The sequence below is a fragment of the Mesorhizobium sp. LMG17149 genome (assembly GCF_024518695.1).
Lineage (GTDB): Bacteria > Pseudomonadota > Alphaproteobacteria > Rhizobiales > Rhizobiaceae > Mesorhizobium.
The window spans coordinates 315610-331361 of sequence record NZ_JANIFL010000006.1 but is presented as its reverse complement, the minus strand read 5'-3'; the positions used below and the strand labels follow the sequence as shown (position 1 = coordinate 331361).

Below are 15752 nucleotides of genomic sequence, written 5' to 3'. Positions count from 1 at the left end.
CGCTCAGAATGCCTGTCCGATGCCGGCATAGATGCCGAAATGCGGGTCACCCGGATCACGGTTGAGCGGCACGGCGGCATCGATGCGCAGTGGCCCGAACGGCGTGACATAGCGCAGCCCGACGCCGGCGCCGACCTTGACATCGGAGAAATCGGGAGCTGATTTGGTCGATACGGTGCCGGCGTCGACGAACGGCACGATGCCGATCGTATCGGTGATGGCGATGCGCATCTCGACCGAGGTTTCGAAGAAGGACAGGCCGCCGATCGGCTGGCCGGTGAAGTCCTTGGGTCCGATGCCCTGATAGGCATAGCCGCGCACCGAACCGCCGCCCCCGGAATAAAAGCGCCGGTCGGCTGGCACATGTTCGAGGCTGGTGCCGACGATCGAACCGATGGCGACACGTTCGGCCAGCACGAACTTCGAAGCCGAATCCAGCGACTGATAGGCCGACCCTTCGCCCCTCAGCTTCAGGAACGCCGCACCGCTCAAAATGTCGTAGCTGGGCTCGGCATAGGCCAGCACCCGGAAGCCGCTTGTCGGGTTCAGCCGGTTGTCCCGGTTGTCATAGACATATTGCAGCGGAATGCTGGCGATCAGGTATTTGTGCTTGCCGAAAGCGTCGTGGATGCGGGAATAATCGAGCGCCACCTCGGCGGAAACCGTCTGCTTCTTGGTCAGCTCGTAGGACAGCCCGGTGCTGCCCTTGACCGAGAAATGGTCATAGGCGTCAGGATGTTCGAGTACCGTCTTGACGCCGGCGAAGAACTTCGATGCCGGCCCGATCACGCCCGGCTTTTCGAACATGATGCCGGCATTGTAGTTGAGCTCGCCGAGATCATTGCTGCCGATGCCACTGATCTTGCCGTCGATGCGCAGCTTCTCGGCCCGGCCGAACAAATTTCGGTGGCCCCAATAACCTTCCAGGCCCAGCCCCTCGGTGTTGGAGAAGGTGCCGCCGACGCCGAAATAGCGTGGCTTGCGCTCGCTGACCTGGACGCCGATCGGAATGTTGCCGTCGGCATCGAGCGTGTCGGCTTCCTTGAACGTCACGCTGTTGAAGACCTCGAGCGCCAGCAGCCGGTCGCGCGCGTCATCGATCTCTTGCGGCGAGTACTGCCGGCCGCGCTTGAGGCCGGTCATGTATTCGGTGAAGTCGCGGTCGACCTTTTCGGTGCCTTCCACCGTTGTGTCGCCATAGCCGGCGACCGGCCCAGCGGCGACCGTCAGCGTCACGTCCAGCGTCGAAGTAGCGTGGTCGGCGACGATCCGCCGGTCCGTCACCTCTGCCAGCGGCCTGCCTTGCTCCTTCAGCGTCCGCACGATCAGCGCCTCGGCCTTGAGCACAGCGCCGGATCCCGCATCGCCGCCTGATATCAAGCCGTAATCGGCGCTCATCAGCCCTGCCGCGTCGCCCTCAAGGTGGATATTGCCCAAGGTGAATTTCGGCCCGCTGGCGATGTCGATGACCACGGGAACCGGCTGCGGCCCCTTGAATTCGGCATCCGGCGGCAAATCGTCGAGCGGCTTGCCGTCGATGGTGACGGTGACGACGCCTTCGTAGCGGGCATCGGCATAGAGCGCGGCGACAAGCTGTTCGCGGTCGCTGCGCGCCTTGGCCATCAGCCCGAGCGAGCCGGAAACCGGACGCTCCTCGTCACTCTTCAGCGCCGAGGCATTTTCGAGCTTCTTGACCAGATCCTTGTCGGCGTCGGGGACGGAAATGGTAACGGCGTAGCGCAGGGGATCGACGATATCGGCATCCTCGTCGCTGGACGATCCCCACAGCTTGATGCCGAAAAGCTCGAAAGCGGCCGCCGGCCGCGATTCGGCCACGAGCACGGTCGAGCACATCATGGCCAGCAGCAGGGCGCGCGGAAGCGCACGCCCTGGCGCGCGACCTCCTGACATCTGCTCTTCATGCGCCGGCATTAAGACAACCTAGATTACAAAACTAAAATTGGAATGAAGTTCTGAAGCGCTCGTAAAGGGGCCACAATCCAATTGTCTGAAATAGGGCGGGCTTGGAATTCACACCTTTTGCGTCGCCGCAAGAAAGCGTGATCCCCTGTCCTATGGAGGTACTACCGGTCATCGGCCGGAAAGGAAACCGTTGGCAGGCGGAACCCTGCCGCGTCCTCGTGTTGACAAGCCTGACTGAAGCTTGATCATGCCCGGACGTCAGCTGTGTCTGGAGGGGTGTTATGGCAATGCGCGCGGCTCGTGGTCTGTCTATCCTGATTCTTCTGTTTTTCGCCTGGGCCAATGTCCTGGCCTGGAGCAGCGCCGCGCAAGCGGCCGAGGCCCGGCGGATCGCGACAACGGACAATTCCGATTATTTCGGCTTTGATCTCAGGTCCGACCAGAATGTGACAATCGACCAGTGCAAGACGACATGTCTGGGAGACCCGGCCTGCCGCGCCTTCACCTACAACAAAAAAGCCAAATGGTGCTTCCTCAAATCCGACTACAACCAGCTGAAAACTTTCAACGGCGCGGTCGCGGGCAAGGTCGTCAACATCGACGGCGATCCTGATATCGGCGCGCCGCCGGAACTCACTTTCTTCCCCAACTGGATGGCCGATCAGGCCCAGCAATACCGCAACAAGCTGCTCGGCCCGGCCTATGACGAGCCGACCGAAGGCATGGCTGCCTTGCTGAACGCCGCCGAACAGGCCGTGCTGACCGGGGATCACCGCTCCGCCATGCTGAAATACGAGGCCGCGGTCTCGGTGCTGCCCGATGATGGCCAGCTCTGGCTCAACCTGGCGCGTGAAACGCTGGCCGTTCAGCCCGCCGCCAGCACCTCCGAAGCCTCCACTTTGCCGGCGAACGGCACGTCGGCCGCTTTCAATGCCTATAAATTGCTGCGCACCACCAAGACGCGCGCCGAAGTGCTGGCGCTGCTCGGCAACGGGCTCGACAAGCGCGATCTCTACCGGCCGGCGCTGCAGGCCTATGAGGCCAGCCTTGCGCTGAACCCTTCGCCGGCGGTCCAGGCCGACTATGCCGATCTCAAGGCGCGCAAGGGTTTCCGCGTTGTCGACCACACCATCGACGCCGACACCAGCGCGCCGCGCATCTGCGCGCAATTCTCCGAGGATCTGGTCAAGACCGGCGTCGATTACGCGCAATTCGTCACCGTCGACAACGCGCCACCCAAGGGCGTCGAGGCCAAGGACAAGCAAATCTGCGTCGAAGGGCTGGAGCATGGTCAGCATTACGACGTCACCTTCCGCGCCGGCCTGCCGGCGGCAATCGGCGAAGTGACCGCGGCCCCCGTGGTGCTGTCGATCTATGTCCAGGACCGCGCACCGTCGGCCCGCTTCACCGGTGACAGCTTCGTGCTGCCGGCCGGCGCGCGCCGCGGCATTCCGATCGTTACCGTCAACATGAACGCCGCCGAAATGAAGCTCTACCGCGTCGGCGATCGTTCGCTGGCCCAGCTTCTGTCGGGCTACCAGTTCCTGCACCAGCTCGACGGCTACGACATCTCCAACATTTCCGAGCAGATGGGCGCGCCGGTCTGGCAAGGCCAGCTCGACATCGCCAATGATCTCAACAAGGAGGTCACCACCTCCTTCCCGGTCGACGAGGCGGTGCCGCAGCGCAAGCCCGGCGTCTACGTGCTGACCGCGCAGGCCGTCAACGACAAGAGCGACAACTACAATTCGATGGCCACGCAATGGTTCGTCGTCTCCGACATCGGCCTGTCGACCTATACGGGGCAGGACGGGCTCAACGTCTTTGCGCGTTCACTGGGCAGCGCCAAGCCGATAGCCGGCGCCGAACTGACGCTGGTTGCCAGGAACAATGAGGTTCTCGGCACGGCGACATCGGATGCCGACGGCCATGCCGTCTTCAACCCCGGCCTGACGCGCGGCGACGGCGGCATGGTGCCGGCCGTGCTGATGGCCAAGCAGGGCGACAATGATTTCGTCTTTCTAGATATGGGCCGGGCCGGCTTCGACCTGTCCGACCGCGGCGTCACCGGGCGCGCGGCGCCAGGTGCGCTGGACGTCTATGCCTGGACCGAACGCGGCATCTACCGCGCCGGCGAAGATGTTCATGTCGCGGCGCTTGCCCGCGACGGCGCCGCCAAGGCGGTCGAGAACCTGCCGTTGACCTTCGTCTTCTCGCGCCCCGACGGTGTCGAAAGCCGCCGCATCGTCAGTGACGGCGCTTCGGCCGGTGGCCATGCCGTCGACCTGCCGCTCGAACCCAACGCCATGCGAGGCACCTGGTCGGTGTCGATATACACCGATCCCAAGCAGCCGGCCGTGGCCAGCCACATGTTCCTGGTCGAGGATTTCGTGCCGGATCGCATCGAATTCGACATGAAGGCCGACAAGCAGGAAATCGCCCAGGGCGAAACCGCCAACATCGACATTGACGGCCGCTTCCTCTATGGCGCGCCGGCGGCGGGCCTGGCGCTGGAAGGCGAACTGACGCTGTCGACGTCGCGCGACTGGGACCGCTTCCAGGGCTTTTCCTTCGGTCTCGCCGACGAGCAGTCGGCCGAACCCACGGTCACTCCCCTCGCCGATCTGCCGGTGGTCGGCGATGACGGCAAGGTGACCTTCCCGGTCTCCGTCGACCAACTGCCCTCGACCACCAAGCTGGTCGACGCCAAGGTGACGGTGAGGATGCGCGAAACCGGCGGCCGCGCCATCGAGCGTTCGCTCAACATCGGCATCCGCCCGCAAGGCCATATGATCGGCATTCGTCCGGATTTCGCCGACAATGAAGTGCCCCAGGGCGGCACCGCCAAGTTCAGCCTGATCGCCGTCGATCCCGACGGCAAGCGTGAGGCGCTGAAAGGCGCGCAGTGGACGCTGGTCAAGGTCGAACGCAATTACCAGTGGTACCGCTCCAACAATTCCTGGAACTACGAACCTGTCACCTTCACCAAGTCGATCGCCAACGGCCAGGTCGACCTTGGCGCCGACGGCGACGCGACGGTCTCCGTGCCGGTCGATTGGGGTCAGTACCGCCTCGAGGTCGAGACATCGGATCCCGAGGGACCGGCGACAAGCTACGAGTTCGATGCCGGCTGGTATGTCTCCTCGACCACCACCGAAACGCCCGACGGTCTCGAAATCGCCCTCGACAAGGACAATTATGCCGCCGGCGAAGTGGCCAAGCTGAAAGTCTCGCCGCACTTTGCCGGCGAACTTCTGATCAACATCGGTTCCGACAAACTGTTGAAGACCGTCACGGCATCCGTGCCGGCCGGCGGCAGCACGGTCGACATACCGGTCGGCGACGATTGGGGTGCCGGTGCCTATGTCACGGCAACGCTTTTCCGGCCGGGCGATGCGCAGGAAACGCGCATGCCGGCCCGCGCCATCGGCGTGAAATGGCTGAAGGTCGATCCGGGCTCGAAGAAGCTCGCCATCACCTTGACGCCGCCGGACAAGACCATGCCGCGCCAGCAGCTGTCGATCCCGGTTTCGGTCGCCGGCGTGCAGCCGGGAAGCAATGCCTACGTCATGGTTGCCGCCGTCGATGTCGGCATCCTCAACCTGACCAACTACAAGGCGCCGGATCCGGAGAACTGGTTCTTCGGCCAGCGCATGCTGGGCATGGAAATCCGCGACATATACGGCCGCCTGATCGACGGCTCGCTCGGCAATACCGGCAAGCTCCGGACCGGCGGCGACGGCGCCAACATGCAGGCGCAAGGCAACCCGCCGACCGAAAAACTGGTCGCCTTCTTCTCCGGTGTCGTCGAACTCGATGCCGGCGGCAAGGCGCGGGTCGACTTCGACATCCCGCAGTTCAACGGCACCGTGCGCGTCATGGCCGTCGCCTGGACCAAGGATGCGGTCGGCCACGCCCAGTCCGATGTCATCGTGCGCGATCCCATCGTGATCACCGCTGGCCTGCCACGCTTCCTGGCGCCTGGTGACGCCGCCGTCATGCGCCTCGACGTCGCCGACACCGATGGTCCGGCCGGCGACTATGCGTTCTCGATCGAAACGACGGGTGACCTGTCGACCGGCGACAAGCCCCTGCCCCAGAAGCTGACGCTCGCCCAGGGCAAGCGCCAGACGCTGACCGTGCCGCTGATCGCTCAGACGGCCGGCAATGCCTCGCTCACCGTCAAGCTTGCCCATGCCGACGGCACCAAGGTCGAGCAGACGCTCTATGTGCCGGTGCGCCCGGCGCAATTGCCGGTGACCACCCGGCTGGTGGTCGACCTCAAGGGCAATGGCGGCGCGCTGCGCGTCGACAAGGAACTGCTGGCAGCCAGCCTGCTCAACGGCGCCTCCGTCAGTGTCGGCGTTTCGCAGGCCGCCGCCTTCGACGTGCCGTCGCTGCTGATGACGCTCGACCGCTACCCCTATGGTTGCGCCGAGCAGACCACCAGCCGCGCCATGCCGCTTCTCTACGTCAATGAGTTGGCTTCCGGCGTCGGCATGGCCAGCGATCCCGATATCCATGGCCGCATCCAGGACGCCATCTATAAGGTTCTGAGCTATCAGGCCTCGGGCGGCAGCTTCGGCCTGTGGGGTCCGGGCTCCGGCGATCTGTGGCTTGATTCCTATGTCACCGACTTCCTGACCAGGGCGCGCGAGCAGAAATACGACGTGCCGAGCCTGGCCATGAACCAGGCGCTGAGCAATTTGCAGAACTCGCTCGGCTACGACCAGAGCGTGCAGGACCGTGGCAGCGAGATCGCCTACGCCCTCTACGTTCTGGCCCGCAACAAGAAGGCCTCGATCGGCGACCTGCGCTACTATGCGGATACCCAACTCGAAGCTTTCTCAAGCCCGATGGCCGTTGCCCAGCTGGCGGCAAGCCTGGCGCTCTACGGCGATACACCGCGCGCCGAAGCCACCTTCAAGACCGCCTTGCAGTTGGCAAAGTCCACCACCGACTACGACTACTACCGCTCCGACTACGGTTCGCGGCTGCGTGATGGCGCAGCGATGCTGGCGCTGGCGGCGGAATCCAAGCCGGTGCCGACAATCGTGCCGGAACTGATCAAGCTGGTGACCAGGGAACGCGCGGAAGCCCGCTGGACCAGCACCCAGGACGAATCCTGGATGCTGCTGGCGGCCCGCGCGCTGAAGGAGGGCAATGATACGATCACGCTGGCCGTCAATGGCGCGGCGCATTCCGGCGGCTACTCCAACCAGGTGGAAGGCTCTGACCTGGCCGACAGCCCGCTGACCATCGCCAACACCGGCAAGACCCCGCTGCAGGCCGTCGTCACCACCGTGGCGTCGCCGGTCCAGCCCTTGCCGGCCGGCGGCGACGGCTTCACCATCAGCCGCACCTACTACAAGCTCGACGGCACCGAGGCCAATGTCACCGAGGCGACGCAGAACGAACGCTATGTCGTCGTGCTCAAGGTCAACGAGCAGAACAAATGGCCGTCGCGCCTGCTGGTCACCGACCTGTTGCCGGCCGGCTTCGAGATCGACAATCCCGGCCTGGTGTCCAGTGCCCAGTTGACGAACTTCTCGTGGCTGGCGCAGACCGATGCGGCTCATCTCGAATTCCGCGACGACCGTTTCGTCGCGGCGTTCAACCCGGCCGACGGCGATCATGACCACAATCTGACGCTCGCCTATGTCGTGCGCGCGGTGACGCCTGGTACCTATGCGCACCCGGCGGCAACGGTGGAGGACATGTACCGGCCGCAATATTCGGCCCGCACCGCCACCGGCATGATGGAGGTCAAGGCGCCGTAAGGCGCCTTGGCGAACATGAAAGTGAGGCTTGTGCTGCCCCTCATTGCCCTGCCGGGCATTTCTCCCCGTATAGTGACGGGGAGAAAGAGGCCTGCAACAAAGCTTTCGCCAACTTTGAACGTTGCGGGAAAAGCGCCAACGGCCATGACAGCACCCTTCTCCCCGTCACTATACCGGGAGAAGGTGGCGGCAGCCGGATGAGGGGCGGCGCCATGCTTTCCAAGAAGTTCCTTCGTCGCACGGCCGTTGCAGGAGCCTCCCTCATTGGACTCACCGCAATTGCCGCCACCACCCTCTGGGCGCTCGACCGTGCCTTCCCACCCCCGCTTCCAGCCGAACTCACGGTCTCCACCGAAGTCCAGGACCGCGACGGCGAATTGTTGCGCGCCTTCGCCACGCCGGACGGCTACTGGCGGCTCGAAACCCGCCTCGACCAGGTCGACAAGCAGTTCGTCGACATGCTGGTCACCTACGAAGACAAGCGTTTCTGGGACCATGAAGGTGTCGACGTGCTGGCGCTGGCCCGCGCCGCCGGCCAGTTCGCCACCAGCGGCCGCATCGTCTCCGGCGGCTCGACGCTTTCGATGCAGCTTGCCCGGCTGATCGAGCCGCGCGAAAGCCGCAGCCTCGGCTCCAAGGTCAAGCAGATGCTGCGCGCCATCCAGATAGAGCGGCGGCTGTCGAAACGCGAGATCCTCGAACGCTACCTGACGCTGGCGCCTTATGGCGGCAATCTGGAAGGCGTGCGCGCCGCCTCGCTCGCCTATTTCGGCAAGGAGCCGAAACGGCTCACCGTTTCCGAGGCCGCCCTGCTCGTCGCTCTGCCGCAACTGCCGGAAAAGCGCCGGCCCGACCGCAATTTGAAGATCGCCCACGCCGCCCGCGACCGGGTGCTGACCCGAATGGTCTCCTCCCGCCTGCTCGGCGAGCGCGAGGCCGCACGGGCCTCCCTCGACGATGTCTCGGACCTGCGCCGCACGCTGCCGGCGCTCGCCGCGCACGCCGCCTATGCGATGTTGCCCAAGGCCGTCCCCGGCCAGCCCTTGCAGCTGACGATCCGCAAGAGCGTCCAGGAGGGGCTGGAACAGGTGGCGAGGGACGCGGCCACCAAGCTCGGCCCCCGCCTGTCGGTCGCTATGGTGCTGGCCGACTCCCGCACCGGCGACATCCTTGGCGAAGTCGGCTCGGCCAATTTCTTCGACGCAAGCCGCTCCGGCTGGATCGACATGACAAAGATCGTCCGCTCGCCAGGCTCGACGCTAAAGCCCTTCATCTACGGTTTGGCCTTCGAACAGGGCCTGGTGGCGCAGGAAACGCTGATCGACGACAGCCCCGTCGATTTCTCCGGCTACCGGCCGAAGAATTTCGACATGGGCTACCAGGGCGATGTCAGCATCCGGCAAGCGCTACAATTGTCGCTCAATGTGCCGGCGATCCGCGTGCTCGACGCGGTCGGGCCAACGCGGCTGATGGCGCGCTTCCGCCAGGCCGGCGTCAGCCCCATACTGCCGGTCAACGAAGCCCCGGGCCTGGCCATCGGTCTTGGCGGCGTCGGGGTGACATTGCGCGACCTCGTCCAGCTCTACACAGGGCTCGCCAATGGCGGCAAGACGCACACGCTGCATGACGGCACCGAGCCTGCCGATGCCGAGCGCACCAGCGCCACCATCCTCGACGGTCAGGCCAACTGGCAGATCATCGACATATTGTCAGGCGTCAAGCCGCCCGAGGGGGCCTTGCAGCGCGGCATCGCCTACAAGACCGGAACGTCCTATGGATACCGCGACGCCTGGTCGGTCGGCTTCGACGGCCGCTATGTGCTGGGCGTATGGGTAGGTCGCCCGGATGCCGGCGCGGTGCCCGGCCTTTCCGGCTATGTCTCGGCCGCTCCCATTCTGTTCGAGGGTTTTGTCCGCTCGGGCCTCGCCACCGTCCCCTTGCCGGGCAAACCGCCCGGCATGTTCAGCCCCAGACGCGAGGACCTGCCGGTGACGCTCGCCCGCTTCGGCGCCGGGTCGGACGGCCTGGTGCAGGCGACGGTGAGCGAACCCGCACCGACCATCATCTTCCCGCCCGACGGCGCCCGCGTCGATCTCGGCACCAATTCGGCCGACGCCTCGCAACTGGTGCTGAAGCTGCAAGGCGGCCGTGCGCCGTTCCGCTGGCTCGCCAACGGCAAGCCGCTGGCAGGCATCGATCGTCGCCGCACCGCGACCTGGCAGCCCGACGGCGCCGGCTATTCGACGCTGACCGTCATCGACGCCGCAGGGCGTGCGGCGAGTGTGAAGGTGTTTGTCGAATAGACGGCTGCAAGCGATTCATAGGCTTAGCTTTCCAAGGCAGAGGATAGCAGACACTTGCCCATGGTTGTTCCAAGGCACCCCTCGCGCAATCCGTTCTTGTCGGCAGCCTCAGCACTGGCAGCAACAATCCTTGTCACGGCAACCACCCTCCCCGCTTTGGCCGATGCCCTCCCCACCGGCTTTGTCCGGCTCGCCGATGTCGACCCCTCGATCCGCCAGGACATACGCTACGCCGGATCGGATAATTTTCTGCACCGCAAGGTGAATGGCTACGACGCACCCGCCTGCATCCTCACCGAGCAGGCGGCAAAGGCACTGTCCGCCGTCCAGAAAGCGATCGCCGCCAAAGGCCTGACCCTGGTGTTGTTCGATTGCTACCGCCCTGCCCGCGCCGTCGCCGACATGAATGAATGGACGCGCGAGAGCGGGTCGCCCGATCCGCAATGGTATCCGAAGGTCAGGCGCAGTGAGCTGATCGCCAAGGGTTATGTCGGAGAACTATCGACCCATTCACGTGGCTCGACCGTCGATGTCGCCATCGCCCGGACGGACCGCAAGTCCAGCCCAAACCCGGCCTGCGGCGCGGGCGATGCCGACACGCTCGATTTCGGCACCGGCTTCGACTGCTTTGATCCGATGAGCGAAACCGCCCACCGCGGCCTTGCCAGTGAAGCGGCGGCAAACCGCAAGATGCTTGTCGACGCCATGCGCGCCGGCGGCTTCAAGAACTATGCAAGGGAATGGTGGCACTTCACGCTGAAAAGCGAACCGTTCGCCAGACAGCGTTTCGACTTTCCCATCACCGCAGATTGATGCACCCGACCAAATTCCACACCTTGCCTCGGCACCGCCCCTTGCTAGATAGGCTGAGTGGCCGGGCCATGGATTCTTCCTTAGGCCGCAAGAGGAAAATATTTCTCCTAACGGCGAAATAGCGTCGAACATTTTCTCAAGAGGGGCAAAAAAGGCAACATTGAATGCATCTAATTTCTACCAATTCGGTAGATTTGGCGCGGGTTCAACGGAGGCAGAAATGACCAAACCTCATTTCAGGAAACTGCTCGGCGCACTGGTCGCCACATCTGTCCAGTTCGGCACGCTCGGTTTCGCGTTTGCCGATACCACCATTCTCAACGTGTCCTACGATCCGACACGCGAGCTCTACAAGGCCTATGACGAAGCTTTCGTCGCGCATTGGAAGGCCGAGACCGGAGAGACCGTCACCGTCCAGCAGTCGCATGGCGGATCGGGCGCCCAGGCCCGCGCCGTGATCGACGGCCTCGACGCCGATGTGGTGACGCTGGCACTTGAAGGCGACATCAACGCCATCGTCTCGAAGGCGAAGAAGATCAATCCGGACTGGCGCACCAAATTCGAAAACAATTCAGCGCCTTACACCTCGACCATCATCTTCCTCGTCCGCAAGGGCAATCCCAAGGGCATTCACGACTGGAGCGACCTCGTCAAGGACGGTGTCCAGGTGATTACGCCCAATCCCAAAACCTCCGGCGGCGCGCGCTGGAACTATCTCGCCGCCTGGGCCTACGCCAACGCCAATGACGGCGGCGACGAGGCCAAGACCAAGGAGTTCGTCGGCAAGCTCTACGCCAATGCTCCGGTGCTCGACACCGGCGCGCGCGGCTCGACCGTGACCTTCGCGCAAAAGGGTCTTGGCGATGTGCTTATCGCCTGGGAAAACGAGGCCTATCTGGCGCTCGACGAGTTCGGTGCCGACAATTTCGACATCGTCTACCCGCCGACCTCCATCCTGGCAGAACCGCCGGTGGCGGTGGTCGACGCCAATGTCGATGCCAAGGGCACGCGCAAGGTCGCCGAAGCCTATCTGAGCTGGCTCTATTCCAAAGAAGCGCAGACGATCATCGCCAAGAACCATTATCGTCCTGCCAAGCCCGATCTGGTGCCGGCCGAGGACCTCGCCAAGCTGCCGCCGATCAAGCTCGTAACCATCGACGATCCACAGTTTGGTGGCTGGAAAAAAGCACAGCCTTATCATTTCGGCGATGGTGGTATATTCGACCAGATCTACAAGCCCCAGTAAGCAGTCGATATTCAGGACGACATGACCACAGCACCCGCCCAGGCGGGGTGGCGATTCAGGCAGCCGAGCGTCATTCCGGGTTTCGGATTGACGCTCGGCTTCTCGCTTGCCTACCTCACCCTCATCATCCTCATCCCGCTATCCGGGCTGCTCTGGCGCTCGGCCGCCCTTGGCTGGCCTGAATTCTGGGCGATCGCCACCGATCGCCGCACCATCAATGCGCTGAGAATCAGCTTCGGCACCGCCTTCGTCGCGGCTGCGGTCAACGTCGTCTTCGGCACGCTGGTCGCATGGGTGCTGGTGCGCTACCGCTTCCCCGGCCGCCGCATCGTCGATGCCATGGTCGACCTGCCCTTCGCCCTGCCGACGGCTGTGGCCGGCATCGCGCTGACCACGCTCTACGCGCCAAACGGCTGGATCGGCAAATTGCTGATGCCGCTCGGCATCAAGGTCGCCTATACGCCGCTCGGTATCGTCATCGCGCTGATCTTCATCGGGCTGCCCTTCGTCGTGCGCACCGTGCAGCCGATCATGGAGGAGATCGACAAGGAAGTGGAGGAAGCCGCCGCCACGCTTGGCGCCAATCGCTTCCAGATCATCACCCGCATCCTGTTTCCGGGCCTGGCGCCGGCCATCGTCACCGGCTTCGCCCTCGCCTTCGCGCGTGGCGTCGGCGAATACGGCTCGGTCATCTTCATCGCCGGCAACTTGCCCTACAAATCAGAAATCGCACCGCTGCTGATCGTCATTCGGTTGGAGGAATACAATTATCCGGCGGCGACAGCGATCGCGGCGATCATGCTCGCTCTGTCGTTCATCATGCTTTTGGTCGTCAATCTCGCACAGTCATGGAGCCGCAAGCGCTATGGCTGACCCGGAGATCAAATCCTACGAACCGCATCATGAAAGCCAGTCGGCGGCGGTCACTGAAAGCCGCCCTGCGCGCCTTGCTCTGATGGCCGTCGCCTTCGCCTTCCTCGGCATTTTCCTGCTCTTGCCGCTGATCATCGTCTTCAACGAAGCCTTCGCCAAGGGCATCGGTGCCTACACCGAAGCGCTGGGCAGTGCCGACACGCGCTCGGCGATCCGGCTGACGCTGCTGGTGGCGGCGATCTCGGTGCCGCTCAACATCGTCTTCGGCATCTCCGCCGCCTGGGCGATCGCCAAGTTCGAGTTCAAGGGCAAGGCCTTCCTGACCACGCTGATCGACCTCCCCTTCTCGGTCTCGCCGGTCATATCGGGCCTCGTCTATGTGCTTCTGTTCGGCGCCCAGGGGCTGCTCGGCACATGGCTGAAAGCGCATGGCATCGTCATCCTGTTTGCCGTGCCGGGCATCGTGCTGGCCACAATCTTCGTCACCTTCCCCTTCGTCGCCCGCGAGTTGATCCCGCTGATGCAGGAACAAGGCAATGGCGACGAGGAGGCAGCGCTTTCGCTCGGCGCCAATGGCTGGCAGACCTTCTGGTACGTGACCTTGCCCAACGTCAAATGGGGGCTGCTCTACGGCGTGCTCCTGTGCAATGCGCGTGCCATGGGCGAGTTCGGCGCGGTATCGGTGGTGTCGGGCCACATACGCGGCCTGACCAACACCATGCCGCTGCATGTCGAAATCCTCTACAACGAGTACAACGCCGTCGGTGCCTTCGCCGTCGCTTCATTGCTTGCGGGCCTAGCGCTCGTCACGCTGGTCTTGAAAACACTTCTCGAGATGCGCTACGGCGCCGAGATCGCCGCGACACGCGGGCACTGACAAAGGGACCACTATGGAAGTTCGCGTTGCCAACGTGCGCAAGGAGTTTGACCGGTTTCCGGCGCTTCACGACGTGTCGCTCGACATCAAGTCGGGCGAACTGATCGCGTTGCTGGGACCGTCCGGTTCCGGCAAGACGACGCTGCTCAGGCTGATCGCCGGGCTGGAGCGGCCGACACGGGGAAAGATATTCTTCGGCGACGAGGACGCCTCGCACAAGTCCATCCAGGAGCGCAATGTCGGCTTTGTCTTCCAGCACTATGCGCTGTTCCGGCACATGACGGTGGCGGACAATATCGGCTTCGGCCTGAAGGTCCGGCACGGACCGTTGCGCCCGCCGGCGCAGGAGATCCGCCGTCGCGCCTCCGAGCTTCTGGACCTCGTCCAGCTTTCAGGGCTCGAAAAGCGCTATCCGGCGCAGCTCTCCGGCGGCCAGAGGCAGCGCGTGGCGCTGGCGCGCGCCATGGCGATCGAGCCCAAGGTGCTGCTGCTCGACGAGCCGTTCGGCGCGCTTGACGCGCAAGTGCGCCGGGAATTGCGCCGCTGGCTGCGCGAAATCCATGACGCCACCGGCCACACCACCGTCTTCGTCACCCACGACCAGGAAGAGGCGCTGGAGCTTGCCGACCGCGTCGTGGTGATGAGCCAGGGCCGCATCGAGCAGGTCGGCACCGCCGACGATATCTACGACACGCCGAACTCGCCCTTCGTCTACGGCTTCATCGGTGAATCGAGCTCGCTTCCCGTCAAGGTCGAGAATGGCGAAATCTGGCTCGCCGACCGTCCGATCGGGCTTGCCGCGCCCAACGAGCCCTCGGGCGATGCGACGCTCTACTTCCGCCCGCACGATGTCGAATTGCTGGACGGCTGCAGCGGCTGCATCGCCGGCACGGTCGCCGCCAGCCGGCGCGTCGCCGGCACGCGCCGGGTCGAGCTTGAGATCGGCGGAGAGCGCCAGCGGGTCGAAATCGAACTGCCGGTCGATCACCCCGCGGCGCAGAAAAGCCGGGTGGCGTTCCGCCCCGGACGCTGGAAGCTTTTTCCGGCGGCTTGATCCTCTGGTCTATGGCTACGCCAGCCAGTTCTCGACCTTCAGGCCCCTGATCCGGTTGAACTCTCCCGTGTTGGCGGTCACCAGCGTGGTGCCCAATGCACAGGCATGAGCGGCGATAAAAAGATCGTTGTGGCCAATGGTCTGGCCCGCGGCTTCAAGCTCGGCGCGAAGTCCGCCATACTCGGCATCCACCGGCACATCGAGCGGCAAGACAGGAATCTCGGCCAGCAAGTCTTCAACCTTCTTGAGCAGCTTGGCCGATCCCTTCTTGGCGCAGCCATATCGCAATTCCGAGGCGACCACGATGCTGGTGCAAACGGCGTCATCTCCCTCGCGCGACATTGCCCTCGCGGCCTTGCCAGCCGGGTTTCGGATCATGTCGCTGATAATGTTCGTATCCAGCATGAACCGCATCTAGAAAATGTCCTCGGATTTGACTGGCGTGTCGTAGATCTCGGGGAAGTCGTCTTCAGGATCGAGCGGCGGCTCTTTCGCCCACTGGGCGAGCAACGCGGTGAGGCCAGGTTTGCGAACCGGCTCGATGACAAGACGATCGCCTTCCCGGCTGATCAGGACTTTTTCGCCGGGAAGCTCGAACTCGACAGGAATGCGCACCGCCTGGCTGCGGTTGTTGCGAAACAGCTTCGCCTCCTTGGGCGGCGTTGTTGAATGTCGGCTCTGGGGCATGTTGCAGCTCTTTTGTATATGCCTTTTGTATATGCCATGCAGCACCGCAAAACAAGGCGCAGAAAAACTCCGACGAAGGTAGCATTCTCCTGGAACAGAATTCCAACATTCATCGACTTAGGCGACGTATTTTCCTACGATGAGGCCACGAACCTACGGCGCATGCCTCGTCGCACACCACGCACCCCGGCTATGG

At 63.7% G+C, this 15752-nt stretch carries 10 protein-coding genes; 7 read left to right on the top strand and 3 right to left on the bottom strand.

All coding sequences use genetic code 11. From position 1 onward, the window contains the following. Positions 1 to 3: 3 nt before the first annotated feature. On the bottom strand, positions 4 to 1932 hold the full coding sequence (locus NP945_RS16445; protein WP_256746941.1) for an autotransporter assembly complex family protein: 1929 nt from the start codon (positions 1930 to 1932) through the stop codon (positions 4 to 6). A gap of 272 nt (positions 1933 to 2204) precedes the next feature. On the opposite strand from NP945_RS16445, the gene NP945_RS16440 reads away from it, so the two are divergent. From NP945_RS16440 to NP945_RS16410, 7 genes are all read left to right on the top strand, one after another. Continuing rightward, on the top strand, positions 2205 to 7703 hold the full coding sequence (locus NP945_RS16440; protein ID WP_256746940.1) for an alpha-2-macroglobulin family protein: 5499 nt from the start codon (positions 2205 to 2207) through the stop codon (positions 7701 to 7703). 212 nt (positions 7704 to 7915) lie between these two features. Beyond that, positions 7916 to 10006: a penicillin-binding protein 1C gene (gene pbpC, locus NP945_RS16435; RefSeq protein WP_256746939.1), complete on the top strand. Its 2091-nt coding sequence runs from the start codon at positions 7916 to 7918 to the stop codon at positions 10004 to 10006. Positions 10007 to 10066: 60 nt separating this feature from the next. After that, positions 10067 to 10819 (top strand): M15 family metallopeptidase, encoded by a 753-nt coding sequence (locus NP945_RS16430; RefSeq protein WP_256747050.1) that lies wholly within the window; start codon positions 10067 to 10069, stop codon positions 10817 to 10819. A gap of 220 nt (positions 10820 to 11039) precedes the next feature. Further along, complete coding sequence (locus tag NP945_RS16425) at positions 11040 to 12065, top strand: sulfate ABC transporter substrate-binding protein (RefSeq protein ID WP_127271865.1); 1026 nt, start codon at positions 11040 to 11042, stop codon at positions 12063 to 12065. A gap of 21 nt (positions 12066 to 12086) precedes the next feature. Beyond that, positions 12087 to 12938 carry a sulfate ABC transporter permease subunit CysT gene (cysT, locus tag NP945_RS16420; protein ID WP_013530875.1) on the top strand — a complete coding sequence of 284 codons (852 nt, stop codon included), beginning with the start codon at positions 12087 to 12089 and terminating at the stop codon, positions 12936 to 12938. Next, complete coding sequence (gene cysW, locus NP945_RS16415; RefSeq protein ID WP_127270916.1) at positions 12931 to 13815, top strand: sulfate ABC transporter permease subunit CysW; 885 nt, start codon at positions 12931 to 12933, stop codon at positions 13813 to 13815. Before cysT ends, cysW begins: the two co-directional genes overlap by 8 nt. 13 nt (positions 13816 to 13828) lie before the next feature. Further along, on the top strand, positions 13829 to 14869 hold the full coding sequence (locus tag NP945_RS16410; RefSeq protein ID WP_127331745.1) for a sulfate/molybdate ABC transporter ATP-binding protein: 1041 nt from the start codon (positions 13829 to 13831) through the stop codon (positions 14867 to 14869). Between the two features lie 15 nt (positions 14870 to 14884). On the opposite strand, the gene NP945_RS16405 is transcribed toward NP945_RS16410, so the two are convergent. Both NP945_RS16405 and NP945_RS16400 read right to left on the bottom strand, forming a co-directional pair. Next, complete coding sequence (locus NP945_RS16405; protein WP_127271404.1) at positions 14885 to 15283, bottom strand: type II toxin-antitoxin system VapC family toxin; 399 nt, start codon at positions 15281 to 15283, stop codon at positions 14885 to 14887. Then, on the bottom strand, positions 15284 to 15556 hold the full coding sequence (locus NP945_RS16400; RefSeq protein ID WP_127271402.1) for an antitoxin: 273 nt from the start codon (positions 15554 to 15556) through the stop codon (positions 15284 to 15286). Positions 15557 to 15752: the final 196 nt, after the last annotated feature.